Origin of the sequence: Listeria ivanovii subsp. londoniensis (assembly GCF_000763495.1) — a bacterium.
In the GTDB taxonomy this organism is placed as follows: domain Bacteria; phylum Bacillota; class Bacilli; order Lactobacillales; family Listeriaceae; genus Listeria; species Listeria londoniensis.
In genome coordinates this window covers 150463-175815 of the sequence record NZ_CP009576.1, presented here as the reverse complement: position 1 = coordinate 175815, position 25353 = coordinate 150463, and the positions used below count along the sequence as shown (strand labels likewise).

General features: G+C 37.4%; 29 protein-coding genes. 2 read left to right on the top strand and 27 right to left on the bottom strand.

The features are described from left to right. Positions 1-14 precede the first annotated feature (14 nt). Together JL53_RS00915 and JL53_RS00910 are read right to left on the bottom strand one after the other, a co-directional pair. Positions 15-821, bottom strand: a complete 807-nt coding sequence (locus tag JL53_RS00915; protein WP_038406457.1) for a PTS mannose/fructose/sorbose transporter subunit IIC — start codon at positions 819-821, stop codon at positions 15-17. Positions 822-845: 24 nt separating this feature from the next. Further along, on the bottom strand, positions 846-1811 hold the full coding sequence (locus JL53_RS00910; protein WP_038406455.1) for a mannose/fructose/sorbose PTS transporter subunit IIA: 966 nt from the start codon (positions 1809-1811) through the stop codon (positions 846-848). A 396-nt stretch (positions 1812-2207) separates the two neighbouring features. Between JL53_RS00910 and JL53_RS00905 the strand changes: the two genes are divergently transcribed. After that, positions 2208-3749, top strand: a complete 1542-nt coding sequence (locus JL53_RS00905) for a polysaccharide pyruvyl transferase family protein (protein ID WP_038406453.1) — start codon at positions 2208-2210, stop codon at positions 3747-3749. A gap of 226 nt (positions 3750-3975) precedes the next feature. Here the strand turns inward: JL53_RS00905 and JL53_RS00900 are convergent, their stop codons facing one another. The 5 genes from JL53_RS00900 to JL53_RS00875 form a co-directional block, all read right to left on the bottom strand. Then, on the bottom strand, positions 3976-4842 hold the full coding sequence (locus tag JL53_RS00900) for a helix-turn-helix domain-containing protein (RefSeq protein ID WP_003718173.1): 867 nt from the start codon (positions 4840-4842) through the stop codon (positions 3976-3978). 482 nt (positions 4843-5324) lie between these two features. Next, positions 5325-6227 (bottom strand): Ig-like domain-containing protein, encoded by a 903-nt coding sequence (locus tag JL53_RS00895; RefSeq protein ID WP_038406451.1) that lies wholly within the window; start codon positions 6225-6227, stop codon positions 5325-5327. Between the two features lie 312 nt (positions 6228-6539). After that, on the bottom strand, positions 6540-7835 hold the full coding sequence (locus tag JL53_RS00890) for a GW domain-containing glycosaminoglycan-binding protein (RefSeq protein ID WP_038406450.1): 1296 nt from the start codon (positions 7833-7835) through the stop codon (positions 6540-6542). A 993-nt stretch (positions 7836-8828) separates the two neighbouring features. Beyond that, positions 8829-9377: a hypothetical protein gene (locus JL53_RS00880; protein ID WP_003718166.1), complete on the bottom strand. Its 549-nt coding sequence runs from the start codon at positions 9375-9377 to the stop codon at positions 8829-8831. An 89-nt stretch (positions 9378-9466) separates the two neighbouring features. Next, positions 9467-9988: a matrixin family metalloprotease gene (locus JL53_RS00875; RefSeq protein WP_038406448.1), complete on the bottom strand. Its 522-nt coding sequence runs from the start codon at positions 9986-9988 to the stop codon at positions 9467-9469. Positions 9989-10922: 934 nt separating this feature from the next. Between JL53_RS00875 and JL53_RS00870 the strand changes: the two genes are divergently transcribed. Next, positions 10923-11129, top strand: coding sequence for a hypothetical protein (locus tag JL53_RS00870; protein WP_038406447.1), 207 nt, complete (start codon positions 10923-10925; stop codon positions 11127-11129). Positions 11130-11210: 81 nt separating this feature from the next. Here the strand turns inward: JL53_RS00870 and JL53_RS00865 are convergent, their stop codons facing one another. The 20 genes from JL53_RS00865 to JL53_RS00780 form a co-directional block, all read right to left on the bottom strand. Further along, the gene (locus JL53_RS00865; RefSeq protein WP_038406445.1) at positions 11211-11603 is read right to left on the bottom strand and encodes a hypothetical protein; all 393 of its coding nucleotides are present in this window, start codon (positions 11601-11603) and stop codon (positions 11211-11213) included. After that, positions 11587-12306 carry a type II TA system antitoxin MqsA family protein gene (locus tag JL53_RS15095; protein WP_052010519.1) on the bottom strand — a complete coding sequence of 240 codons (720 nt, stop codon included), beginning with the start codon at positions 12304-12306 and terminating at the stop codon, positions 11587-11589. Before JL53_RS15095 ends, JL53_RS00865 begins: the two co-directional genes overlap by 17 nt. Next, the gene (locus JL53_RS15090; RefSeq protein WP_052010516.1) at positions 12299-12682 is read right to left on the bottom strand and encodes a hypothetical protein; all 384 of its coding nucleotides are present in this window, start codon (positions 12680-12682) and stop codon (positions 12299-12301) included. The genes JL53_RS15095 and JL53_RS15090 overlap by 8 nt, the downstream gene beginning before the upstream one ends. A 323-nt stretch (positions 12683-13005) precedes the next feature. After that, entirely contained in the window at positions 13006-13866 is an 861-nt protein-coding gene (locus JL53_RS00850) for a peptidoglycan recognition protein family protein (RefSeq protein ID WP_038406444.1), read from the bottom strand. Between the two features lie 2 nt (positions 13867-13868). Continuing rightward, positions 13869-14126, bottom strand: a complete 258-nt coding sequence (locus JL53_RS00845; protein ID WP_038406443.1) for a phage holin — start codon at positions 14124-14126, stop codon at positions 13869-13871. A gap of 6 nt (positions 14127-14132) precedes the next feature. Beyond that, entirely contained in the window at positions 14133-14543 is a 411-nt protein-coding gene (locus JL53_RS00840; protein WP_038406441.1) for a hypothetical protein, read from the bottom strand. Position 14544: 1 nt separating this feature from the next. Further along, on the bottom strand, positions 14545-14766 hold the full coding sequence (locus tag JL53_RS00835) for a hypothetical protein (protein WP_038406440.1): 222 nt from the start codon (positions 14764-14766) through the stop codon (positions 14545-14547). Positions 14767-14803: 37 nt separating this feature from the next. Beyond that, positions 14804-14941, bottom strand: coding sequence for an XkdX family protein (locus JL53_RS15235; protein WP_077916390.1), 138 nt, complete (start codon positions 14939-14941; stop codon positions 14804-14806). Beyond that, a complete protein-coding gene (locus tag JL53_RS00830) occupies positions 14941-15279 on the bottom strand; it encodes a hypothetical protein (RefSeq protein ID WP_144242632.1) in 339 nt (112 codons plus the stop codon). The genes JL53_RS15235 and JL53_RS00830 overlap by 1 nt, the downstream gene beginning before the upstream one ends. After that, a complete protein-coding gene (locus JL53_RS00825; protein WP_038406438.1) occupies positions 15276-16046 on the bottom strand; it encodes a hypothetical protein in 771 nt (256 codons plus the stop codon). Before JL53_RS00825 ends, JL53_RS00830 begins: the two co-directional genes overlap by 4 nt. Position 16047: 1 nt before the next feature. Continuing rightward, a complete protein-coding gene (locus JL53_RS00820) occupies positions 16048-17076 on the bottom strand; it encodes a Gp37-like protein (protein WP_038406437.1) in 1029 nt (342 codons plus the stop codon). Next, positions 17076-17987 carry a phage distal tail protein domain-containing protein gene (locus tag JL53_RS00815; protein WP_038406436.1) on the bottom strand — a complete coding sequence of 304 codons (912 nt, stop codon included), beginning with the start codon at positions 17985-17987 and terminating at the stop codon, positions 17076-17078. Before JL53_RS00815 ends, JL53_RS00820 begins: the two co-directional genes overlap by 1 nt. Then, positions 17984-22378 carry a phage tail tape measure protein gene (locus JL53_RS00810; RefSeq protein ID WP_038406434.1) on the bottom strand — a complete coding sequence of 1465 codons (4395 nt, stop codon included), beginning with the start codon at positions 22376-22378 and terminating at the stop codon, positions 17984-17986. Before JL53_RS00810 ends, JL53_RS00815 begins: the two co-directional genes overlap by 4 nt. 179 nt (positions 22379-22557) lie before the next feature. After that, positions 22558-22929, bottom strand: coding sequence for a hypothetical protein (locus JL53_RS00805; protein ID WP_038406433.1), 372 nt, complete (start codon positions 22927-22929; stop codon positions 22558-22560). 55 nt (positions 22930-22984) lie between these two features. After that, positions 22985-23239, bottom strand: coding sequence for a plasmid partitioning protein (locus JL53_RS15230; RefSeq protein WP_077916389.1), 255 nt, complete (start codon positions 23237-23239; stop codon positions 22985-22987). A gap of 10 nt (positions 23240-23249) precedes the next feature. Next, a complete protein-coding gene (locus tag JL53_RS00800; RefSeq protein ID WP_038406432.1) occupies positions 23250-23837 on the bottom strand; it encodes a hypothetical protein in 588 nt (195 codons plus the stop codon). 16 nt (positions 23838-23853) lie between these two features. Beyond that, positions 23854-24279, bottom strand: coding sequence for a hypothetical protein (locus JL53_RS00795; RefSeq protein WP_038406431.1), 426 nt, complete (start codon positions 24277-24279; stop codon positions 23854-23856). Beyond that, positions 24266-24667 (bottom strand): hypothetical protein, encoded by a 402-nt coding sequence (locus JL53_RS00790; protein ID WP_038406430.1) that lies wholly within the window; start codon positions 24665-24667, stop codon positions 24266-24268. The genes JL53_RS00795 and JL53_RS00790 overlap by 14 nt, the downstream gene beginning before the upstream one ends. Before the next feature lies 1 nt (position 24668). Next, positions 24669-25007 (bottom strand): hypothetical protein, encoded by a 339-nt coding sequence (locus JL53_RS15765; protein ID WP_038406429.1) that lies wholly within the window; start codon positions 25005-25007, stop codon positions 24669-24671. After that, the gene (locus JL53_RS00780) at positions 24985-25290 is read right to left on the bottom strand and encodes a hypothetical protein (RefSeq protein WP_233498169.1); all 306 of its coding nucleotides are present in this window, start codon (positions 25288-25290) and stop codon (positions 24985-24987) included. The genes JL53_RS15765 and JL53_RS00780 overlap by 23 nt, the downstream gene beginning before the upstream one ends. Between the last annotated feature and the right edge of the window lie 63 nt (positions 25291-25353).

Here is a 25353-nt window from a genome sequence, read left to right as displayed (position 1 = left end):
TCCTCCTTTTTTGATTAATAATCGTTTAATATGTCGCCGAGCGGATCTCTCGAGTTTCCGCCTCCGCCACCGTTTGAATTACCGCCACCCATTTTAGATAGGTTTAGATAAATAAGTGCTAACGCAACACCTAGAGCACCAATTGCGATAAGTGTTAGCTCCGAAATCGCTGCTACTACGAAACCAATTACGAAGAATGGCCATACTTCTTTTGTAGCCATCATGTTGATAACAAGTGCATAACCAACTGCTACTACCATTCCTCCACCAATTGCCATACCATCTGTTAACCAAGCTGGCATTGCTTCTAGGAAATTTTGAACGCTGTCTGCTGGAATGAATAAAAGTGCTGCTGCTGGAATCGCGATACGAATCCCTTGCATACAAATTGCTGAAATATGTAACCACTCTACGCTGCGTATATTCCCCTTTTCAGCTGCCCGGTCCATCAAGTGAACGATTGGAACTGCTAATGTACGAACGATCATTGTTAAGAAAAGTCCTGCTACTGCTAGTGGAATTGCGATAGCGATCGCGGAAGGAATACCTGCTACTCCTTGTCCACCTAATACTAATATAATTGCTGAAGCTACTGAGGCAAGCGCGGCATCTGGTGCTACGGCTGCTCCAATGTTTGCCCATCCAAGTGCGATCATTTGCAGTGTTCCGCCAAGGATGATACATGCTGTTAAGTTACCTGTTACGAGTCCAATTAATGTACATGCGATTAGTGGCTGATGGAATTGAAATTCATCTAAAATACCTTCAATACCTGCTAAAAATGCAATAAGTACTACTAAAATTATTGATATGACAGACATAATAAACCTCCTATTTTTAATTTTTTATTGTGTCTTTAATTCATGTTTTGCTTTTTTAAGAATTTCTTCCATGTTCGCACTTGAATCATTTGGAACTTTACGAACATCGAATTTAACCCCTTTTGCTTTTAACTCTTCAAAGGCTTTGACATCGTCTTGTCCCATGGAAAGTACTTTGCTAACAACCACTTTACCTACTGAGTGAGCCATTGATCCAACGTTTACTTGAGTGATTTCTACGCCACCATCAATTGCGCGTAAAACATCTTGAGGATTTTCGAATAATAAAAGTGCTTTTGTATTGCCGAAACGTGGGTCTTTTGCAATCTCAATCATTTTGCTGACTGGGATGACATTGGCTTTTACTCCTGGTGGTGCTGCTTGTTCGATTAATTTTTTACGAAGTTCATCTTTAGCAACAGCATCTGAAACGACGATGATTCTTGTTGGATGTGTCGCTTTTGTCCATGCAGTGGCTACTTGACCATGCAGTAAACGAGAATCAACACGTGCTAAAACAAATTCGATTTTACCGTCACCTACTGTAGCAATTTCTGCTTCTGGTTGTGCTGCAACTGCTTCTTGAGGTTGTAGTTCTTCCGGTTTAACGCGAACGCCTTCTTTAGCTGGTGCAAGAATGTTAGCTGCGATTTCATGCGCAGATTCCATTGTAAAACGTGATGAGAAAGCTTCGATCAACATTGGCAAATTAAGCCCTGCTACGATTGCCCACTTATCTTTATGTAATTCATAAAGGCCGTTTGCTTGGTTGAATGGTGTGCCTCCCCAAAGATCCACTAAGAATAAAACTTCATCTTGGCTATCAAAGGATGCAATTGCTGCTTCCATTTTAGCTTTGATATCTTCAGGACCTTCGCTTGGCATCAAAGTGATTGCTTTAACATTTTCTTGCTCTCCGAAAATCATTGTTCCGGACTGCAGAATGCCTTCAGCGAATTCACCGTGAGTTGCGAGGATAATTCCTACCATCTTTTTCCCTCCTAATATAATTCATTTATTTTGCTACCCGCTTTATATGAAGCAAGTTTTGTGCCAATTTTAGTGTTTTGTTCTTAAAAGGGCATTATATCAATAATAAAAACATTTTTGATGTTCAGCAATATAGTTAGTGTATCGGTAGTTGATACAGAATTTTTGGTCTGAAAAAGTAGTGTATCTGAGAAAAAATTTCCCTAAAAGGTCCCAATTTGTTATACTTCCACTATGAAAACCTTACAAAAATGTAAGAATTCGTAAAAATTATTACTTGTTAAATCGAAATGCGAACTATCATTGCCTTTACATCTTAGATACTTCCTTAATGGAAAGTACAGAGTTTAAAAATAACGATGAATATTACAAAATCGTAAGGATGTGGCATTTTTAATGAAAAGAATACTTATTAGGTCTGGCATGCGTCCAACCAATGTTTATACGGCTGAAGACATTTATTTAAAAGATCGCACTGGATTCAATAACGGGAACCTTGCCTATCAATACAGTATTTATCGCACTTTGTGGACTGATGATGCGGAAATACATGCAGATGGCTTATCCTCCAATCCAAATTTAGCTGAAAAAATTAATCAAAATTATGATTTATACGTTATTCCGCTAGCTGATGCTTTTCGAGATGACTTTCGTCCAGCACTTAGAAATTACACCGAACTAATCCGTCGTTTAAAAATACCAGTTATCATTACTGGTGTTGGTTTGCGTGCTAACTATGAACCAGAATTAGATGAAGGATTTGCTTTTGATGAAGATGTTACTAATTTCGTCAAAGCGGTACTGGAAAAGTCGTCCCAAATTGGCGTCCGCGGGCAAATTACCGCTGATTATTTAAAGAAACTCGGATTTAATGAAGCTGTTGATTATCGAGTAATTGGCTGTCCATCTCTTTATACATTTGGACGTGAACTGAAAATTCGTGATGTTCATTTAACAGAACAATCAACTATAGCCATCAATGCTTCTCCTACATCCTCGGAAGTTGCATTACAATTTTTAAATAATATGATTGAAACATATAAAAATTACCAATTTATCCCACAACATTTGGATGAATTTCATTTAATGCTCGCTGGCGGCCCTGATATTTCTAGCGAGACTCTAGGTTACCCTACCTCTATTAAACATAAATACTATCAAGAAGGACGAGTGAAATATTTTACGAGTATGCCTAGTTGGTATGATTTTATGAAAAATATTGATTTCAGTATCGGCTCTCGTTTACATGGTAACGTTATTCCTACAGTTGTTGGAACTCCCAATATTTCTTTTGTACAAGATGCCAGAATGCGCGAACTAGCTTCCCACCATGCGCTAACTCACATCACTATAAAAGAATTAGAAAAAACTACTAATGTAGCTGAACTTTTGAGTAAGGTTGATTTAAAATCTGCGGAAAAGGTACAAGCACGAAATTTTGATAATTACATTGATTTTTTAGATACCAATGGGCTTGACCACATTTATAAAGAAAATAGAAAGAGAACATCCGCACCAATAGATGAATTGGTTCAATCGATTGACTTTCCACCGAGCGCGAAACCAATTACGTTGCTAGACTCGAGTGCTATGTTAGAACGGATACATGTTTCTGCAAATTTATTGGAGGAACGGCAAGACTTCAAACTCAGATATCATGTTAATCGGGTTAGTGATCAGTTAAATCAGCTGAAAAAGTCATTTTCTATGGAGAAGGCAGAATTTAAGCAAAAATTCGTTCGACAACAAGAACAAAATAACCAGTTAGAAAATTTGCTCACCCAAACTGAGCAGAAATTACAAGTACGTATAGACGAAAATAAAAAAATGAATACACAAATCAAATATTATAAGGGTACTTTGAATAGAAAAGCCGTAAGAATTCCTTTGAAAATTGCTGATTCTTTGGCTGGAGTGAAGAAAAAGGTTAGTAAATAGTAATATGATAGTCTAAAAATTCGGCTTAAAACCGACCATAAAAATCTGGTCGGTTTTTTATACGGTCATCCATTCTCTGATACCGACAAAGTGTTTGATAAACTCTTTATAAAAGTTTTTGCCGTTTGGATGAGTTTCTACTGCTTTCCAATTGATTCCATTATTCTATTTAGCCCATTAAAAAATATCCCAAAGTTAGGTTTCTCAATCTAACCTTTAGGATGCACTACATATTTATATAGTTTTTTACATCTTTTTTTAACGCATCTGCAATATCCGTTTGTTCTAAACCATTTAGCAGTTTAATAGATTCTTTAATCAGAGGGAGGCCTTCAGAATGTTTATTGAGTAGACATAGTAAAATACCTTTTGTTCCTTTGCTGAAAAGCCACAATGTGTAATATTCATTTTCTTTCGCATTCTGAATAGTTAGATTTATATAGTCCAAGGCATTGATATAATCTTGTTGATTTAAAAGTAAGGTACTGATATTCATTAGTGTATTAGTTCGAATACGTTTAATATTAGCTACATGTTGATACTTCTCCGTTTGTTTAATTAGACGCTGACTAATTGTTAATGCGACTTGACTATCAAACATAAAGAATATGCATGTTAAAAGCTGTATATCATCCATAAACCAGACATCATTTTTGGATATGCGTTCCCAAATTGGTGATACAAATTGTGCTGCTTTTACATAATCATCTTCATTTTCAATCGTTATTAAAGCTTTTACTATAAGTAAATATTCTTGAATAATTGGATCTGGCTCTGTGAGGAGATAATGTTTCATTTCCTGCTCTAGCGCTAACCATTGTTTAAGGCGGATGCTAGTGTTGATATTATTGAATTTCTCTAATAATTTTTGCCTTTCGCTAAGTTGAAAATTATTAAGTACAAATAAAAATTCATCATATCCTACACCTAATTGTTTTAATATATGCTCAAAAGTCTGTATTGTTGGATTTGTTTTGTTCCCTTCAATTTTTACAAGTGTGCTTCTAGATATATTATTTAGACAGACATTTTTTTGATTAATATTTTTGGCTTTTCTAATGTATTTAACTGTATCACCTATAGTTTCATTCATATTGCAAACACCTCTTTTCTATTTATGAGTAATTTAATACCCAATTTAACTTTTTCTTTAGTATAACATGATAACCTATTGGTAATATAATAAAATCAGTTAGGGGTTGAATGCGATGATTAGGTATTTCACAAATACAGTAGCCTTTCTTTTCGGCCATTGGTGGGTATAAAAATGGTTTAATTTAGGAAATAAACCATTAGATGCAAATAGAAAAAAATAGAAAAACTCTATACAAGGTGATATAGGGTTACAGAGAAGAATGAAAAAAGTGAAGGGTCTTACATTTTGGAACGTATTTACACATATTAAAGTAAAAGCCAAGTGAGCAAAATCATTTGGCTTTTACTTTTTGCTATTTAGACCGTTTTGACTTTTTAAACCTATACAAACAAGAACCGCCTAAACGGTTTTCAATGTAGATTAAACAACTTTCATTAAGAGTCGATATAGCTACATTTCCGTTCTTTTCGCCCCCTATCTCAACTTCCAAACATCTTGTAAAATAAAGGCTGTACAACTGTTCCATCAAATATAGCCTCTGTTTCCCCAACACTGATAAGTTCACTAAACGTATAGCTTACTTCACTCGTATAAACAGGTAAATCCCATATAATACAACCATCTACATATATTCCATTATTACTGATAAAATTTGGAGCAATTAAAGTTCCATCTGGCTCTTTGACAGTATTTGTAATGAACAATTCTCGCTGGTATTTTACTGGTTTATTTACACATTTTTGACCAGTTAAATCTATCCAGGTTATCTTCTTTAATCTCCTTGCCTCAGATACATTTCTTAGTTCATTAGCATGCAAATCCAGTACCTCTAGTTTAGGTAAAAAGCAAAGCGCCCCAACGCTTCTTAGTTTATTTTTACGAATAGATAAGATTTCTAAATTCTCCAAATGAACAAGCGAATCAGTATCTTTGAGTTCGTTATCGTCTACAAATAAGCGTTCTAAACAAGTACTTGGAACTCCAGTTAACTTTTTCAGTTTATTTCTATTCAAGCTCAATTCTTCTAGCTTAGTTAAGCCCTTTAACGGACTAAGATCACTTATTTGATTATTAGATAGAAACAGTTCTTTTATATTAGTAAAATATTGCATTCCTTCAAGGGAATGAATGTTACTATTATCTCCATTGAGTTTTTGCACTTCATCTAGCTCCTCTTGGGAGACCAAACTTGCCACACTTTCCTTACCCAAACTTCTTTTCACTTCATTCGCTAGACCTGAATCTGGAAAGATTTGTTTAATTGGCATTGGATATGGAATACTCGCAGCCTGTACCTTTGTTTCTAAACTCGTGTTAACGCATGTAACAATAAACGTTACTAGCATTCCCATTAATATAATTTTCAGCCAATCTTTTTTCATTAACGATTTACACTCCCTCTATATAAATTGAAAACATTCAGTCTTCCAAGTATGTATTGTAGCTAAAAAAAGGCGCTATTCATATCACAAAAGTTAACATTTTCTGATATAAATAGTTTTTTACAAAAAGAAACGTGGATTTCACTATATTGATACAAAAACTTCAACTAGTTTTTGACTTTTTCTATTTGCTAAATTTAATAATGACAAAACAAAGACCCTGATGCTTAAATCAAGGTCTTCCTTCCTTTTCACAAAATCCTTCTAACTATTTTACTAGTGATTATTTCATGTGTTTTGTTTTTTTTGCGTTCATTGTGGATTTTCTTCCATATTTTTTTTAAAGCATGCTGGCCAAATACCGACTACTTCATTTGTATCGGGATTAACAAAAACAGAAGTACCTGTTATTGGGTTAATATATTCAATACTTCCTTCTTTAGCAGGATTTGGTGTATTTATTAACGCACCTAAAATTTCTTTAAACGTAATAGATTTTCTACCTGATTTAAAGAGCGAATTGAAAGCATGTTGGTTTAGTTTTTTTCCATCAGGAAATCCGTTCTTTAATATTTGCTCAAATTGAATTCTTCTTGAATTTAATAACTGACTACTTTCACCTTCATTAGGAGCTTTAACCTCTTCTAATTCCCCTTTAGATCCTCGATGAAATATCGTTAGTGCAGATGCTTCTACCCAACCGATTTTATCTCCGGCTACACTAAATTGATAATAGGTACCGCTTGTCGTTTTTGCTTCTCTTATAATGCGTAAATCTTCCCCTATAAAGCTACAAATATTTCCTACTATTTTCGAACCTTGAGTTTTATAAGGGTGCGACCAAATATCATGCGTACTCCCTGATTTAATACGTCCTATAGCTCTGTGGGCTTTATTATATTCGATAACATCATACTCACCTAATGGCTGTATTACTTTGCCAGAAAAATTAGCTTCTGCTTCTCCAATTTTGACTAAATAATTAAAGCTATAACTTACTTCGTTTAAATACCCTGACAAATTCCACACTAAATTAGGTTTCACATAAACCCCATTATCACTTATAAAATATGGCTTAATCAAACTTCCTGATAATTTTCGTACTATATTTGGAATGGTAATATGTTCCTGAAACTCTAATGGCGTATTTCTATAAACCTGACCAAATAAATATAACTTTTTAATTTGTTTCAATTCCGCTAAACTTCTAACGTCTATTATCTTATTTCCAGCTAAATATAATTCCTCTAATTGTTTCAGATTAGCCAATGGTTTAATATCTATAATTTCGTTTCTGGTTAGTATAAATGCTTTTAGTTTATTTAAAAATTGGGTCCCTTCTATAGTTTTTATTCCTAATTGTGCTCCATCAACCCTTTTTACTTTATCCAATTCGCTTTGAGTCACTTCATCGGTTACACTCATTTTTCCTAAAGTGTCTTTCATTACCTCAGCTAAAGCAGAATCTGGAAAAAGTTGATTAATAGGAGTGGGATTTTTAATACTTTCTGCTTGTACTTTTGTTCCTGTACTCAAGTTGATACTCATACTTCCAATAATAATTAGCATGATGACTAACAAATTTTTTAACCACTTATTTTCTCTCATTATTTTTCCTCCTCAACTCTACAGATTTTAAAAAGAAACTTTATAATCCTTTATAAAAAGAATATTTTTGTTTATATATTATTTTAAAAACAAAATTATTTAATTTTCTATAACAAAAGTGTTTAAAAGAGAAGAAAATCTTTACATAAAAAAGCCCTTGCAAAATGCGAGGGCCATCAACCTAGTTTCACGATACTCTATTCGGTTTATTTTGCGAAACAACTGTATTATGTATGTCCTATTGGTTACTTCACTTACCCATCAAATCGAGCGTATTCCTCACCCAAATTCTATAGTTTCTCAAGTAAATAATTATTTTACAAACAAAAAAACCTCTCAAACATAGTATTTAAGAGGTTTTCCAATATGGGTTGTGAGGGTTTCGAACCCATGACCCGCTGATTAAGAGTCGCTCAAAAAGATAACAGTGCTTATAAACGTTGCTATCTATGTACTTAGTTTGTGAAACTGCGTGTATTTTATACTATTTATTTTACTTATTGCTATATATTTGCTACGTTACTTCTATTATATTTCATATTTAAATAATGATAAAACAAAGACCCTGATTTCAATATCAAAGTCTTCATTTAAATATGGTCATTCAGCTTTTGTAGCTCGGATTCCTCTTCGTATCATTTTAATAACCCAAGCTATAAAAAGAATAAAACCATTTATAACAATGGTCATTAGCAAGGTAGCTAAAAGCATTGATAGATTCATTTCTGTAGATTGAACTAAAAGTAATGAAAATATTACTAGAAAGATTATGGATTCTATGACAATAAATTTTCTCATTCATTAACACCTCATTTATATATAATAGCTTTAGAAATCGTTTCATTCTTATTGCACTCTACATTAAATCGCACATATTTTTCTTGGACAGTCCAATCATATCCTTTTATAGCTAAATCCACCTTCCAGCTACATTGAAATTGCGTGTTTTTAAACTATTTATTTTACTTATTGCTATATATTTGCAGTTTCTGTTTATTGATTTTCCGCTTCTTTTATTTCATCATCGTATTCCTCTAACGCTTCAGATTGAACTTCATTGATTTCTTTTTCTATTTCAATATTGTCTTGGCCATATAATTCTGTTTCTTTGTCACTGTCAATATTTATTTTTCCAAAGTTAACGCCTAAAGGAACATAGTAGGCATCCTCTGGATCATAAGACAGAAACAACATATAAGTTTCGTCGTTTTCCATTTTTTCATAACCAGCTATGTGATAGGTCGTATTAGTTTCCTTATCATATCCTTCATTTTCATAAATTGGAATGATTGAACCTTCTTCTAAGTTTTGATTTGTTTCATCTTTTATTACTTCAGATACTTTAAAGTCAGACATTCTATAAACTCCTATAACACCGCCTGTAGCTTCCCTTTCTATTTGAGAGTCACCACGTTTATCAAGCTGCCCTAATACAATTGCATCACTAGCATTTTTCAACTCATCTCCATTGTCAAAGCTGGGCGTTTTTGCTTCAACAGCAACTTCAGAAAAAGGTTTTGGTTTCATTTTTTGATAAACCATGTATCCTCCTATACTAAGCAAAAGAACTGCAATAATACTTATAATGGTTATTTTTTTCTGTTCATAATAAAATCCTCCCGTTTTTAAAATTAATATTTTGCGTTGATACCTTTTTTATCATCAGTTAGAGGATATGCTTTTCCATTAAACTTCAGTGCTCTCATAACGGAAATCGAATCATTTTTGCTCTGAGTATGTGATAATCCAATCGCATGACCTACTTCATGAACTACTGTTTCTCTTTTATTAGCAGCACTAAGACTTTTAAATGGTTTAAAATATTTAATTGTAGCACTTTGCCTTGATGTATAGTAAGTTATCGCATAAGCACCCGACCCACTATTTACATATGTATTCTTTATTTGCACTCCAACTGCTCCAATGCTCCTACTTACCTTAACTTGACTTCCTGAATAATTCCATTTAGTCGCATAACTCATGTATCCATCCATTTTTGCTTTAATAATTGACGAATCATTGAAATAATTAATATGCTTTGGATTTGGCATCCGTTGTTTATTTAGAACATAGGCACTTCCACTTGCAGGATTCAAAAATAAACACACTAGTATAACTACTAACAAAATAAGTACTGATTTCTTTTTTTGCATTTCTTAGCTGCCTCCCTTTAATAAGCTCTTTCTCTTTTTCCATGCTTTAAATTTCTCTTTACACATCATATGTATTCGTTTACATTTTAAATATTACGAAAACATTACAAATATGTCAAGTTAATATAATCACAAAAAGTTAGATGTAAATAAAAATGCCAATCTAATAATAGATAATCTATTCTAGTTTTTTGTAGTTTCACAAATAAAAAAGAGCCTCCGCATATAGCGAAAACTCTAGCACTTTAAGATGGGTTGTGAGGGGTTCGAACCCACGACCCGCTGATTAAGAGTTTTGATGTGAGATAGCTACCTATGATTGTTAATGCCTGTTAGTAGCTGTATAACACGGTTTTTTAAGGTGCTATAGTGATTAATAGATGTTTATATCGTTTAATAGATGTTACGTTCTGCCCACGCTCTGCCCATAGAAAAGAGCTCACTAAAGGGCTATGTTAGAGAATAAATACGACACCAAGTTATAAATTTGTACCCATACACTTTTTATAACATCGCCATATACCTCGGACTTTTAGTTCGGGGTATTTTTTTGAAATTAATTTATAAAAGCACTTGCTTTTGTATAATACATGTATTATACTATAAATATAGAAAGGAGTTGAGAAAGTGAAAGATATTTTAGAGGAAATAAAAACAGTCCTTGAAATTATCACTCTTGTAGTAGCGCTGACAACAATACACAAGAATGATAAAGACAAGAACCGCTAAATCAGAGGGGTGAAACTCCCCTCCCTCTATTAAAAGTATATCACGTCTTTCATAAATTATGAATAAATATATCTGGGTTATATTAATTGTTATCTGTGTTAACGGACTCGCTAGTTACTTTCAGAATATAGCATTGACCATCATTGCTATACTGACCACATTAGCTTGTCTAGTGTACTTAATAAAAATTAGGAAGTGATTAATTATGACGAAAAAAACGACCTCTGACGCGCAGTTGAAAGCAAACAAGGCATGGCAAGATAAAAATAAAGAACATGCAAATTATTTAAAAAGCCGTTCAGCTGCGCGTTCTTTTATAAAGAATAAAGCTACGTTGGAAGATTTGAAGGAACTTGAAAAATTAATTATAGAGGGAAAAATTAATCATAAGGGAATGATTAAGGATAAATGATGCACGCTAAGCACATGCTTGGCGTTTTTTGCATAAAAAAAAGCCCTAACGGTGAGGTTAGGGTTGGTTAATTGCGAGAAGCTATTCATCATTTTCAGTTTCCATTTCAGTTTCCATTGGTGCCACCACCATGGGTATACCAAATAATTTTCCTGTAATAAAACCGATAATTAAAGATGATTCGCTTAGGACAGGTATAGTTAACCGTTCTCTTTCTTCCGAAACATCTAAAATAGTTCGGATATCTTCGATTTTTTCATCACAAGTAAAATGGGATTCTAAAGTTATTTGAAATAACACTTGTTCTCCATCTAAAACTATTTTTTCTTCGTTTCTAACTATAATATTTTGTATTTCATCTTCGTAAACAGCATCAAACATTAAACTGTTTTTACGTTCTAATTCTCCTCCACTTATTCCTTCAATAGAAGTATTTATAGATTTTAGTTGCGTATCTTTATATGTTATTTCCATTTGTTTTACCACCTTTGAAAAGACTTGCGAAAGTAGAAGCCAAACTATTTTTATCATTACTTTTTAATTTAGCATTAGTTTTATTTTTAAGTACAATTGCTTCATTCCTATTATTTTCAACTTTTAAAGCATTTACGTAGTCATGAGCTAGTTCTGATTGAGCTTCTATTCTAGCAACTTTTTTATTCATTCTTTTAATATTTTCTTCGACATACTTATAAACAAAACCTTCTCTTTCTTTCAGAAGGTTGATAATTTTATTTTCAGTTTTCTTATAAATATCCTCACTTATTTTGCTTTTATTAGTAAGCATTACCATATGAAACGCATTTGGGTCATTTGCCATTATAAACAAGGTATTATGCAAATCAGTTTGTAAAGCTCCTCCTTCATATCGGCTCAGTGTGGCATGTGACATTCCCAATAATGTTGCAAAAGTCCTTTGACTTAGACCGTATTGCTCTCTGACAGATTTAATTTCATCGGGAGTAAGCCAATTCTTTGCTTTTCGATAGAAATTATAGTCAGATTCTAAATTTCTATCCAGATTTGCAGGATTTTCAATTTGAACACCACAATTTTCGCACTCTAAATAATGATGAGTATTTGAAAACATTTCACCTTTTATTTCAATATCTTCTTTAAATTCTACTTCTTTAAATTCGGTCTCATTTAAACATTCAAAGCAAAAATGTCTAGCCATTTATACCACTTCCTCTCCTAAATGGGTATATAATTGGATATTCGCATTCATGAAAAGACAAACAAGCTGACTTAAACTCACCATTTTCTTCCAAGATGCTTACCTTAACGTACACTTCGTAATTTTCTACTCCCATTCCAAATTCCCAAATAATAGCTCCTTTACCACCGGTAGAACTACGATTTGCATTAGGTCCCTTATAATAATTTTCACAACAAAGATTGTTGCAAATATAGCTTTGTATTTGGGTATAAGTCCACCCTAACTTTCTCATGAAATTCCCATTTTTTTTAGTCTGCCACATTTGGAATTTATTATCTTTAAATGACTTTTTCACTTGCTCAATAACAATATCCACATCTCGTCTTGAGGTCATATACGTATCCCTTTCATCTAGCTATAATATATAATTATAGCTTAAATGTGATACTTTGCATAATTTAAAAACGTTATCTCTTAATAACACAATAACCCAAACAAGAAAGAAAAGAAAGATATATACTCATAAATTCATATTTTGTTCCCCTATAGCGAACGTTTTTAGTTAATAAGGTCTACTTTTATTAGATTTTTCGGATAATAATTCAGATACAATAATGGATATCTTTATAGTAATGTATTTAATGATTTACAAAGTATCACAAAAGTATCTTTTTTTATACAAAAAAATTAACCCCCGCAAAAGCGAGGGCATTCATTCTATTTCAAAAAGTAGTTAGCTGTGTAATACCACCCATCTGCGGGATACCACAACTCCAAATAACCTTTTTTATTGTCATACCAAGCCAATTTAGTGCCCGGTTTATACCATTTAATTTTTCCGCTGTTTAGTTTAGTATTATTCCACACTGGAATTCGCAAATCTTTCGCCGATTTAATGCGAACAGGAAGGCGACCTTTCGAGTCTTTTTTGCCAGCAACAACACAAAAACTTTTATACATGTAATATAGTTTGTTGTTGATATACGTTTTATACCAATATTTATTATGTTCATAGACTAAGAATTTAGTTCCCGCTTTGTACATGCGAACAGGATTTGTTTTAAAGTCCATTTTCGGCAGTAGCGGCGCACTATCAACCACTTTCCCTTCGTGTCTGTTCGGATTTTTATTTTTTTGAGCTGGCACCTTCTCACCACTCACAGCGTCGCATAATTCAAAATGTGGATAATCTTTAAAAATTTTCCAGTCTCCGCCCCATTTAAAGCCTTCCGCCTTCATCGCCGCAACAACCTTTTTCCATCGGCTTGTTGTTGACTCCCAAATGACTTTTTTTCCGTCATTTGAATACAAACATAGGTCTACAGCTACACCAAAATTATGATTCGATTGCCCACCTTTTGCATTTGTGACAATGCTTCCCGGCTTTGTCCTTCCTTGCGCATATAGTGCGTTTTGTTCTGCTTTAGAGCGGTATCCTTGTGCAACACATAAATAAATACCCTGCTTTGCCATTTTTTTTATAACATTGCGAGTTTTATCAGATGTGGTTTTATTCATCCCTGCCACATTTAACTTTCGATTAGCTTTCTCAATTAACCAAGCCTCTGTTAATGCCATTTTCACTCATCCTTTCTGGGTTCAGAATATTCCTTCGCCTGTTCACTATCAGCCGTCCCTGCAGTCGTAGGGTCAATAATTAAACCCCATGCCGCAAATACACCAGTAACAACGGTGATAAGTCGCTGTAACAGCTCGTTGTAATCCCATGAAATCCCGAACACAAGCAACACAGCTTGCACAATGAAAAAGACTGCTGCTATCATCGCAATCACCCATGTTTTATTCTTAAATCGTACTTTCCAGTTAATATTTTTCATACTCAGTCACGTCCTTTTTATAAAATTTTGTATTAATCCCATGCCTACAATTGTTGCAAATCCTACTAAGACGCCCGGCAACACATTCGGAAAATCAAACAGGAAGACAACTGCAAAAAACCCTGTTATCATTGCCGCCATAAACAGCCCTAGCATTCGCATTACTAACCCTAACCGTATTTGAAAGTGCGCTTGTAGAAGTGTTCCTACACCAACGAATAGCGTCATTGCTAGAAAGATATACGCCCAGATGTTCTCAGGTATGAAATGCGCTAATAGTTCGTATGATTCTGATGTTTGATTATCGAATAGCGACGGATTGTAGAGAAGCGCAACTACTTCATAAGCTCCAAACACGGTCACACCGCTCTCGATTACCGCAATACCTTTAAACTCTACTGTCTTCTTAAATGGCATATTAAAACCCCCTCGTTACTAAAAAAGTAAGTATGCCCACAAGCAAAGATGCCAACGCGCCCGATATCACGTTCAAGCTCATTTTTCTATCTTTTTCACGTTCTTTTACAAAGCCATCCAGCTCTCTCTTTAGTGCCGCCTTATCCTTAGATAGCTTCTCAACATCTTTCTTTAGTGCCTCAAATTCCCATCTCTGAATAGGTTCTAACATATCCTTTGGCATTCTATCACTTCCAATCTCAAAATAAAAAAGAAGCTAATTAGGCTTCTTTTAAACTGATTATTTCTTTAGCTTGCTCTAATGTTATTTTTTTCAATGCAACAAATTTATTAACCTGTTCATCTGTGTAGTATCCGCCAATAAAGTACTCTTTCACTTTTTCATACCAGTTTATCATTATAAAACACCTGCTTCCGCTAAAGTTAATAGTAAATCTGCATAATCTCGTCGTGACTGTTGAGATACCTGTTCAACTTCTGCTGTGTATAACAGCTGATTAGCATTCTCTTGTATTAGTTCTTCAAGTTCTGACTTGGCACCCGTCTCATATTCTTCAACCACTTTTTTTCTGCGCGACTCATCCACTTTCGCCTTACCTTTTTCAACTCGTACGAAGTCTAATTTGTTAAAATCCTCTTCTTTTGCTTTAACCTTTATAAATCCCTCTTGTTCTTTCATTGACCACGCTGTGATATACCCGTCAGCATCTAAGAGTACATAGTATTGTATCATCATCCCACCCCCCAAATTTCTCTTAGACATTTAGTTCTAAAGTTTATGCCGTCAATAACGCGTATATTACTCGAACTACCCACAACCTGTGTCAGGCTGATGTATGCGTACTTATATAAGACCTTTGTTGTATCCTCTGCCATAAGGGGTATTGAGTGCCCGCCTCCCTGGTGATTCTCAATGTAGGGCACTGGGATTGAATATACAAACCATCCCCAGTCGTCAGCGCCAACTCCGGGTGTGTAGTGCGAGAAAATTAAGTACAGCATTTTGTAATCATTCACTTTTAGATTTGGAAAGCTGAACTTATGCCCCTCGTCTAGATAACTACCACCTGCCCAGAAGCAGTCGGCGCGATTTGCCTTCTTAACCATATCCGCTAGTCCTCGTCCTCCATTTAACACGCCTTGACCTTTTTTAAAAATTGGTACGTGTTTATTAACTTCTCCCGCCCGAGTGGTTTCCTCGAGAAGCGTAACGGCTTTTAGACTGCATGTATATGCATCTGTGATAGTCTGATAGCTTGTCTCAACAACTATATAAGTCGCGCTTGTAAGGTCGAACACCTCATCCGAAAGCACACGTACGCATAGACCACCAACAAAGACCACAGAGCCCGATTTCACAGTGTAACTATTCGTTGTTCCTATTTGCTCAATAGAACCAAAAAAGCCGCTGCCAGCGCCTCCTACAAGTGCGCCTATCTCTGACCTTGTGTCCGCGGCTTCGATATATGCATCGCCTGTGTAGTTAAATGTCTTAATTGCCATTTTATTTGTAGCCTCCTTCTTTTAAATCCTTCAATTTTGTTGTAAGCGAGCCCTTTTTTATGCCCGTCTCTAACTCGTATTTTGGGGATAAGACTCCTTTATCAATATTGATAGTATAAGCTGATACTAAATCATCTACGAGAGAGCCATTTTGCATTCGAAAACTTACATAGTCCCCAACGCTATAGTCCAGTCCTAACTTCGCAATGTGGTTGTTTAATGTAGAGAACTTAACCGTGTACTCAAATTGCAACTCTTTAAGTTTAGCAGTAGTCCGCTGTACTAACTCCGCATGACTAATATTTTCGCGGATATCATAGACGAAACAACTTGCATAATCACTACTAGCTTTTTTATCTATAAAGTGATAATCCCTATTATTGTCCTCTCCCGCGCCAAGGCCTAAAATCTGATTATATGCTTCTTTGGTATTCTTTATAACTTGCCCCTGTGTATGCGTGATGTTCGTTAGTAGAACTACCTCTCTTCGTTTATCTCTCAAGTACTTTCCAGCCAAAAATAGCCGTTTGTTAGATATGATGTATAGCTGGTAGGTCATGTCATTTGATACACAGTTCGCGCGATGAAAGGCAAATGCTGTTTGCATACGCGGTGACAGCGAGAAAGTAGTTTTACTTGCATCCAAATTCGTTATGACCATGGCGGATGTAAATACCCTCTGTATCGTATCTTTAAGAATTACGAAGGAGTCCCCCGCGTAGGCTGTAGAGCTTACCAAACTCCTGTTAAGTAGGTAGTTCATCTGAACTCGGTCGAGCAAATAGCGAAGGTCAAAACCTGAATAGGTGAACGTTCCGTTTGCCTCTTCTTCTGACTGTTTCACCACGCCTGAAAAAATAGGCTCCTTATCGTCTAATATAGTTATAAAATCGTCAGTCTGAACGCTAGAAGCATTTGTCTTAATCTCAAACTGTTGATACTCCCATACATGAACGGTAAAGGAGCCGGCGGTAATTGGTATAATATCCTTTTGAGTCAAGAGTTTATCAAACACTAAACAAGTAAGCATTAAGCACTCACCCACGTTTCATACAGTTCGACTTCAATAGAGCCGCGTAGGTTCTGACTGTCTACACTGATTGCATAAGGCACACCCGGTAATAAATCGAAAAATGGCGGGTCAGCAGAAAAGAGGTCGAAGTAAGCTATCGAATTAATACCATCTTTTCGAACAAACATCTCAAAATTATCTATGACAAGCGTCTCCCCTTTGTTAACATTACCTTCGTATTTAATTTGTTTCATAAAGCTAGAAGTTGTGTCCCTAATTATTAAATTGAAAGCTGACACCTCACCGTGTATCTTTATGACAAGTTTAGCGAAGTGGTTCCCGCCAATGTTCGCGATAGTACCAGAGCCCGCTTTGTAAGTCTGCCCATGTGTCCAAGGATGGGAAAACGGATGCTTATGTGCTTCGTCGGAGCCTTCTAGATTAATTTGCACTTTCTTAGGCACCGTAGATACCCATGTTTTTGAAATGCGGTCAAATGATATTTTTACTTTTAACTCGTCGCCGTCCTCTTCAATTTCTCCGAAGCTGAACGACTTAATTAGCGCTCTTGAAAACATCTCGATTCCAGAAGCGTTCTTGTAAATTAATGTGCCATACGCTTCTATGCCTTGCTGTCGCATAAGCTGGTCGTAATTCAGCACGCGAGTAACCTCTCGTTGATTCTCGTAGATGTTTCGATTATCCCCAAATACACTCAGAAGGCTAAGCTCACCAGAAAAATCGGGCGTAGTTAATTTAGTATTTGCTACATAAATGTGGTCTGAGTAATTGCTTTCCTCAATCGTGTTCTCATAGGCAAAGCCCATGCCCTCGATGTTATACAAAAATTGCTGATAGGGCATGGAGAAGTCAACGATTTCACCGGCGCTGTTTTTGTAAGATATAGTTCTATACGTGGTAGTTGTCAATACTTATCACCTAGCCTTTCATCTATGGCATCAACTAGCTTATTGATATCGGCCTCTTCGCGAATAGTGAGCCCATTAAATTGAAATTGTAGATAGTTCTGAGTAGAATTGAAGTTTGTAGCTAAATCCTGCATGTTTTGCAGATAAGACATGCTAGGCACTCCATTTGCTGCACTAATAGCCCCCTCCGCCATATTAGCGGCTGCCATTGCTGCGCTGTCTGCATTCTCGTCAATACCGAGGGTGTAGCCATCCGCAAAATCTTTACCCTTTGCTATCAGCTTTTTAGCCGGTGAATTAGAGTTCTGTGCTTTTTTTGCGGCTGCTATTGCATTAGTTACCATATTAGCCGCTGAACTTGCGGCCTTTTTCGCCACAGAGCTAATGCCAGAAGCAAAGCCATCCCCAAAATTCTTACCCTCTTGGGCGGCAGAGACCGAACCAGCGCCGGACTTTGCACTTTTTGCTATATTCGTACCCGCTGTCTTAGCGCTCCCTTTTTTACTGTTTGCTCCATTTACGAAAGTTTGCGAGTTGGCTTTACCTTCTTTAGATAAATCCTGCTTACTACCTTTCTTCTGTAATGCGCGCAAACCTGAGAGGAATTGGTCAACATTAATTTTCCCATTCTGAAACCCCTTTACGAGTCCATCAATGTTGGTTTTACCAACGCCCTTTACATCCACCTTTGTATCTTTTTTGATAGTTGATTTCAATCCAGACAGATAGGTATTAACACTAGGAAGACCTAAGTCCATCCCCGCTTTCAGTGTAGCAATATCACCTTTACCAATCTTTGCTAAATCCTTGTCATAGATTTTATTAAGTTGTGTTTTGTATTTTCCTTCCAGTTCATCCAGCGTAACTGCACCTGTATCTAGACCATTGCGTAAAGTGGTGATGTTATCCTGCCCTACTTTGGACAAATCTTTGTTATATATGTTTAGCATAGAAGAGCCAAATTTCTCTTTTAGCTGGTCTAGTGTAATAGCGCCTGTTTCTAAACCACCGCGGAGTGTATCCATATCCGCTTTACCAACCTCACTTAGGTCTTTAGCTGTGATAGCCTCCAGTTTGCTGGAAAAGAAATACTGCAACATAGGTAGTGCCTCTTCGCCGCCAGCTTGAATAGCTTTAAAGAAATCTTTTGCGGTCATGCTTCCGTTTTTACCTAAATCGATTTTGGTGTTAGATTCTAGATCTAATCCCCATTTTTTCGCGGTAGCGGGAATATCCGCATTTTTCTCATTAAGCCCTTTGATGAATTTCTCGCTAAGCGTAGTAGCGTGCGTTGCAATCTTATTGCCGGATGAGTCAACAGAGTCCACCATCCCTTGTGTATCAATCTCTATCTGTCTTCTGGCCTGGTCTGCACTCAATCCCCCTTTTTTGTAAATATCAACAAGTTGTTCCTTGAATTCCTCAAGGCTACCCGTAGCTTCTTTATTATTATCTGTTAGGCTTTTGATGTATTCTTCATTTTTAGCTTTAATTTCTTCCTGCATGGCCGCTTTATCTACATAAGCTTTTTTCTCCTGTGACCAATACTTCATCGTGCCATCTGCTTGTTGAACTTGTAGCTGACTCAACTTTGTACCAGACTCGAGAATTACATCCCCCGTGTTTTTCACTGACTCTGCCAGGCTTTTATTTGTCCCCGCGAACACCTTTTGTGCTTTGTAACTGTTCTCTGCAAGTAGCTTACTATTACCTGCTGTCAACTCATTATAGCTTTCCTGGCTGATATACCCGTCCGCAAGCGCCTTGTCAAAATCTTTATTTGCTCTTTTATAATACTTTGCTGCCTCCTTAATAGAGGCATCTCTAGCTTTTTTTGCGGTTGCAAGTTGCTTATCATATGATGTCATAGAAATGGTATCTTGGTTAGCACTTGCTGCTTTTGCTATTTTCTCCTGGTCCGCAACCGACTTAGAGAACACCTTTAGCTGCTCATCCAGTATACGTTGCGCATCGTCTCGTCGTTTTTCATCCGCTTCTGTCATATCTGACAGGTCACCATTATACTTATCCTTCAGTGAAGACATAGTAGCCATAGCGCTTTTAATTTTATTAATGTTCTCATCGATAGAGTCATTAACCTCTTTAGTAGCCTTATTCGCCGTTTCCTTACCTACTTTGCCTGTGCCCTTCGTGACAGTATCTATCTCAGTTGTAAGTCTGCTTCTGTACGTTTCGAGTGCGGTTATAGCTTTATCGGCCATGCCTGAGTATGCTTCGACTACTTCATTAGACATCTGTTTCGCATTCTCAACTGTTGCAGTTTTCATCAGAGCCATGTTCGTATGAGCAGTATCTTTCAACTTGACAAATGAGGCTCCGGCTTTCTGTGTCCCTTTTGAGACACCTTCACCGTAAAGCACGGCGTTATCAATCGACTTTGTTACTTCTGCATCATGTTTTTTCTGTGCCGCGGTTGCGAGCGCTAACGTTCCACCTAGTGCGACAATGCCCAGTCCAATCCCAGCTATAGTTGCGCTAACCGGATTAAGAGTCATCATTAAGAGCCCTATCCCTGCAGTGACAGGTCCGATTGCTGCGGCAGTTGCTGCAAGACCAATGATTAGTTTTTTCGTCTCATCATCAAGCCCTTTAAACCACGCTGCAAACTCTTGTGCCGCATCAGCAACTGCTGCCATGACTGGTGAAAGCGCTGTACCAATCTCAGCTATAGCATCTTTTAAAGACCGCATTGCAACTTCCAGCTGATGATTGCTTTCTGAGGATTCATTCAGCCTGTCTAAAGCGCCTTTTGTATCCATCAAGCCAGTTTGCGCATCCGTCATGGCGTATACCGCCTTGTTCCCTAAATCCTCAAACTTTGTACCAAATAGGGCGGTCCCAATCTGCGTAGCCTTTTGTTGGTCGTCCATGCCCTTTAGGTCTTTACCGATAGCCTTGAACATTTGAGCGGCTGTCACTTTACCGTTTTGGTATTCCTTAAACATCTTTTTCGTCGAACCAGACATCTGACCCATGGCTTCTGTAGTTGACTTAGAACCATCTTGAATGCGGATTCCGAACTCTTTGACAAGGTCATTTACATAATCAAGATTATATGCCCCTTCTTGTGTTCCTGCGTCAAGAATTGCGAACATCTCATCTATAGAAAACCCTGCTTGGCTAAATAACGGAGCGTACTCGGATATGTTATCAAAAAGCTCATCCGAGAAGTTAAGCCCATTCTGTGCACCCCAAGCTAGTTTTTGAAAGGCTTCTTCTGATGAAATTTTGAAGTTTTTCATCAAGCCGTCTCCGCCTCGTACTACCTCGTTCACATCCGCATCAAAAGTAGAGGCTAAATTCATTGCTGTTATAGTTGCTTGTTCCAGTTCCTTGCCATCTAAGTCACTCATTTTTAATTTCACTCTAGTGAGTGCATCTGTTACTTCTTCTAGTGACTCGCCATATCCATCAACGTAGATAGACCGAGCTGTAGCTGATAGCTTTGCTGTTTGAGCTTGAGTGGTTCCTAGTGCTCCTGTGATTTTACTTTGCGAGTCGGCTACATCGCCCGCTGCTGAAATTGATGCCGCACCTATTGCAAGCACTGGCGCTGTAATACCTGCCGACATAGCGCCGCCTGCTTTAGCAACATTCTCACCCGCTTCTTTGGTTTTCACGCCAAAAACTCCTAGGTCCTTATTAGTCTTATCAAGTTCATTACCAAAGTTAGCATAAGCAGTCTTAGCAGACAGTAAATCCTTTTCTAACTCTTCTACTTCCTGTGAGTTCTTGCCGTACTCTTTTTTTGCTAACTCTAATTGCTGTTCTAAATTTTTCACCTGGCTAGCAGTGTTCCCCATTTGTTTGCCAAGTATTGACTGCGAAGCTTTTAATTTGTCTGTTTCCTTAGCTCCATCCCCCATTGTCGCAATCTGTAGTTCCAGTTCTTGGTCCAGCCGTTCATTTGAACGTGATAGCCTGTCCTGCTCCGTGCCAAGTTGTGAAAGTGCTTGCTTTCGTTTTGCGGATGAACTGTTCGCTTCGTTTTCTGATTTTGAAAGCTGTTCCATCTTTCGAGCTGCATCTATAGATTGATTCGCAAGTCGTTGTTCTGCAATTTGTAAATCGAGTAGTTTCTTCTCTAAGTTCTGCGCCTCTTTGGAGTTTTCTCCAAATGTTTTTTTCGCTTCGTCGAGATGCTCCCCTGTTGCTTCGATTTTCTTACCTACGAGCTCTTGCTCTTTTGCCAGCTTACCCATTTGGCTTTCTAGCTTATCCGATGCTGAACCAGTCTCTTTTAACTGTTCCTGCTCTAGCCTAAACTCTTTATTTAATTTTGCCGTGTCTGCGTTCATCTGCTTCATGGCGGCATTATACTGTTGACTATCTACTTTAAATTTTATTTTCTTTTCTGCATCTTTTGCCATCTATTTTGCCGCCTCCTTTTGCACATGCAGTTTCCACGCATCTACCGCAATTTTATTTCTTACAAATCTATTTAAAGTAAAAAGCGGACGGTTCCAAAATATCTCTTCGCTTATCCCAAAATAATCCACATAATAACTATACAAATCCTCTACAGTTCTTATTTTGACCTTTGGGAAAGCTACTTCCCCGCGCCTGCTCCTGTTTTTGGTATTTTCTTCGTTAAAGAGTTCGCAAACTCGCTGAATGTGGCTACATCTTGCTTGGTAATCACTGCACCAATTACATAAGTTAGTTGAATGTAGTCAATCTGATAAGAACGGATGAAATCTTCGTAACTTAGAAACTCATCCTTGTTTGCCTCCCTGTAAGCGGCATATAAAGTATTTAGCTTTAACCTCAGCGGAATATCGGACTCACCTGTTGCATTCATAATCTTATCTAGAAAATCACTATCGATAGCGCCCTCGTCCTGTAAATCCATAAAAGTTGCGGCGGTAAGTTGTGTATCTATATTCACGATTCCATATTTTTTAAGTTCAATTTGAGCCATTTTTTACTGCCTCCATTTCAAAATAAAGGAGAGCCCTAGGAAGGGCCCTCCGTATTTACTGCTCTGCTGAGATAATATCAGTTTTCTGACTAACAGTATCAGATGCTTTACTTTCTAAATTATACCTTGAAACAGCTGAAACACTTGCACTGTATACTGTATCAGCAAGTAGATTAGTACTGGTGAATGTGTTGTCTGTTGTTTCTTCGGGAGTTAGTGCTCCCCCTAAATAAACTCTGTAAAAGGAGGCCCCATTGACGGGGTCCCAAGCCCACGTAATTGATTTGTCCGTGAATTCAGAGACCCGCAAATTCTGGGGCTCAGCTGGGAAACACGTAGTCGGCTTTAACCATTTCTGGGCTAAAGTCAGTGTGCCATTTCTCTTTCACTTTCTCATCTGTAACCTCGCTTGCTAATGCGTCGTATCGAAGGTTACCGCTTGAGTCACGCATTGCTTTGATTGGGATTTCAACCTCTGCGACTTCCTCTGAGCCGTTTTCTAGGCTCCATTTAATACCGCCAGTTACAGACACATTTGGGAAAGCAAGTAGGTGAGGCGCTCCGTACATATCTCGCTCCTCTGCTGTTAAAGCAAAGTTTGCTGTTTTGGAGTTTGAGCCGTACGCCCAGATACCTTCTCGTAATCCTTGTGTTGTTAGGCCATAAAGCTCTCGAGCGACGGACAAGAGAATATGTCCCGTAAGTGTTCCCTCCATCATTTCCGGTTTACTGACCTCTTCAACGGGAACTCCTTCCGCTTTTCGTGCTACGGTTTTAATTGATGCCTCTCCTTCAAATTTTGAAAATTCTCCGAAGGGAGCACCTTTTCCTTGTTTGCCTTCTGCATCCACTTTCAGCCAGTGCACATTGGAAAAATCGTAAGCAAAGTATTCTTTTTTAACTACCATAATTTATATTTCCTCCTCAAAATTCTATTGCCCTGTCCAGGGCTTCGTTTAATGCTTCTAGTATGCGGGGCGTTCTATCTGTCATCCCCTCATTAAAGAAGTGTTGTGCGATGAGATTAGATGAGCCTCGCCCTTCGTCAGGGAAGGCTAAATACCCAAAAGAGCCTTTTTTGCTTGAGGCTCCACCTTTCGCCACTATTTCAAAACCTAAATTTTCCATCCTTTTGATTAGCGGGTTAGAGAATTTTGCATGACTTTTCTCTCTTACCTTTTTAGCCCCTCTTTGACTGACAGGCATACGTCTTATGATGCCCTCAATCGCAAGCGGTGCACCTTCTTTTTCAAGAGACTGGTTTATTGCTTTCTCAACGTCACCAGGGGAATCAGCTATTTTTTTCAGTAGCCGCTCTAGGTCGCTAGCATCAAGCTCAAACCTTACCATTTACATCGCTCTCCTGTTTTGAGTATAAGCGCGGTCTTGTTACAGTAATTTGCAGTATTGTATATTCCTCTTTGGTATCCTTGTATAGCAATGTATCCTCAGTAGAATCCCTAAAGTTAAGGCCCATCCTCACAAGCACGTCAATTATATCCTCTAAATCTGCTGCGGTTTCAGAAGTGGAAGGCGAGACATAGGAAACTACTATCCTCTCAATATAGGAAGCCGGGCTATTGCCCTTTTCTATGCCCTCCCGACTAAAAGATATAAAATGGTATTTACTATTCTGTATCTCCTCCGTTGTTGGCCAGCCCCTAAAAACAGGTATCTCTCCCGAGGCTAATGTGTCGTATATGAAATTGTCATCAATACCGGCTGGATTAAAAGGCATGTTATTCGCCACCTTTCTGTAGATACCAAAAAAGCTTAGTTTTCCCGGCATCCCAGTCTAAGCTTACGACGTCATATTGCTCACCCTCAAGGACTACTTGACTTGGTTTTCGTTTTGAAAAACCGGGCTCGTAGGGGGTCTTGACTTTTAAATCAATAGAAACATTGTCGCCCTCGGCTAAAGCATAATCTGAGGAGCGAGCTTCCATAAAGGCGAAGTAGAGCCTGCCAGCCTCAGAAAACACTTTCCCTACAGCCTTCCCCTTAATTCGCTTTGTTTCTACGCTTCCATACGCAAGCAATCCGTCGTTGAATACATCAGTTCTCGCTTGAGTAGCCATTCACAGCACCGCCTTTCAGCCCTTGCTTAAGCTGGAACCTTAGCAATTCTGAGCGATAGTCAGACTCAAATAACGAACCCACACCGTTGCGCTCATATCGTACGCGGTTTTTCAGTAAACGCGTAGCGCTGCCAGGTTTGCTGAAATCAATAGAGCCACCTGCGATGTCTCGCAGGTCCTCTTTTGCTTCTTCGATTTGCTCATCGAGTGCGGGGTCATTCCAGGTGATTGCGCACCCGCGCTTAACATATTCTTTTAAATCAAATTCACCCAATATCAGCACCTTCAATCAGCGATAGTAATTCCGCCTTAGTCGCTTTTGCATTGTATGTGATTCCTAGATTAT

Coding starts and splice junctions, on each gene's coding strand:
- JL53_RS00915 (WP_038406457.1), bottom strand. CDS start 821: ATGTCTGTCATATCAATAATTTTAGTAGTACTTATTGCATTTTTAGCA.
- JL53_RS00910 (WP_038406455.1), bottom strand. CDS start 1,811: ATGGTAGGAATTATCCTCGCAACTCACGGTGAATTCGCTGAAGGCATT.
- JL53_RS00905 (WP_038406453.1), top strand. CDS start 2,208: ATGAAAAGAATACTTATTAGGTCTGGCATGCGTCCAACCAATGTTTAT.
- JL53_RS00900 (WP_003718173.1), bottom strand. CDS start 4,842: ATGAATGAAACTATAGGTGATACAGTTAAATACATTAGAAAAGCCAAA.
- JL53_RS00895 (WP_038406451.1), bottom strand. CDS start 6,227: ATGAAAAAAGATTGGCTGAAAATTATATTAATGGGAATGCTAGTAACG.
- JL53_RS00890 (WP_038406450.1), bottom strand. CDS start 7,835: ATGAGAGAAAATAAGTGGTTAAAAAATTTGTTAGTCATCATGCTAATT.
- JL53_RS00880 (WP_003718166.1), bottom strand. CDS start 9,377: ATGGTTTATCAAAAAATGAAACCAAAACCTTTTTCTGAAGTTGCTGTT.
- JL53_RS00875 (WP_038406448.1), bottom strand. CDS start 9,988: ATGCAAAAAAAGAAATCAGTACTTATTTTGTTAGTAGTTATACTAGTG.
- JL53_RS00870 (WP_038406447.1), top strand. CDS start 10,923: ATGACGAAAAAAACGACCTCTGACGCGCAGTTGAAAGCAAACAAGGCA.
- JL53_RS00865 (WP_038406445.1), bottom strand. CDS start 11,603: ATGGAAATAACATATAAAGATACGCAACTAAAATCTATAAATACTTCT.
- JL53_RS15095 (WP_052010519.1), bottom strand. CDS start 12,306: ATGGCTAGACATTTTTGCTTTGAATGTTTAAATGAGACCGAATTTAAA.
- JL53_RS15090 (WP_052010516.1), bottom strand. CDS start 12,682: ATGACCTCAAGACGAGATGTGGATATTGTTATTGAGCAAGTGAAAAAG.
- JL53_RS00850 (WP_038406444.1), bottom strand. CDS start 13,866: ATGGCATTAACAGAGGCTTGGTTAATTGAGAAAGCTAATCGAAAGTTA.
- JL53_RS00845 (WP_038406443.1), bottom strand. CDS start 14,126: ATGAAAAATATTAACTGGAAAGTACGATTTAAGAATAAAACATGGGTG.
- JL53_RS00840 (WP_038406441.1), bottom strand. CDS start 14,543: ATGCCATTTAAGAAGACAGTAGAGTTTAAAGGTATTGCGGTAATCGAG.
- JL53_RS00835 (WP_038406440.1), bottom strand. CDS start 14,766: ATGCCAAAGGATATGTTAGAACCTATTCAGAGATGGGAATTTGAGGCA.
- JL53_RS15235 (WP_077916390.1), bottom strand. CDS start 14,941: ATGATAAACTGGTATGAAAAAGTGAAAGAGTACTTTATTGGCGGATAC.
- JL53_RS00830 (WP_144242632.1), bottom strand. CDS start 15,279: ATGATGATACAATACTATGTACTCTTAGATGCTGACGGGTATATCACA.
- JL53_RS00825 (WP_038406438.1), bottom strand. CDS start 16,046: ATGGCAATTAAGACATTTAACTACACAGGCGATGCATATATCGAAGCC.
- JL53_RS00820 (WP_038406437.1), bottom strand. CDS start 17,076: ATGCTTACTTGTTTAGTGTTTGATAAACTCTTGACTCAAAAGGATATT.
- JL53_RS00810 (WP_038406434.1), bottom strand. CDS start 22,378: ATGGCAAAAGATGCAGAAAAGAAAATAAAATTTAAAGTAGATAGTCAA.
- JL53_RS00805 (WP_038406433.1), bottom strand. CDS start 22,929: ATGGCTCAAATTGAACTTAAAAAATATGGAATCGTGAATATAGATACA.
- JL53_RS00800 (WP_038406432.1), bottom strand. CDS start 23,837: ATGGTAGTTAAAAAAGAATACTTTGCTTACGATTTTTCCAATGTGCAC.
- JL53_RS00795 (WP_038406431.1), bottom strand. CDS start 24,279: ATGGTAAGGTTTGAGCTTGATGCTAGCGACCTAGAGCGGCTACTGAAA.
- JL53_RS00790 (WP_038406430.1), bottom strand. CDS start 24,667: ATGCCTTTTAATCCAGCCGGTATTGATGACAATTTCATATACGACACA.
- JL53_RS15765 (WP_038406429.1), bottom strand. CDS start 25,007: ATGGCTACTCAAGCGAGAACTGATGTATTCAACGACGGATTGCTTGCG.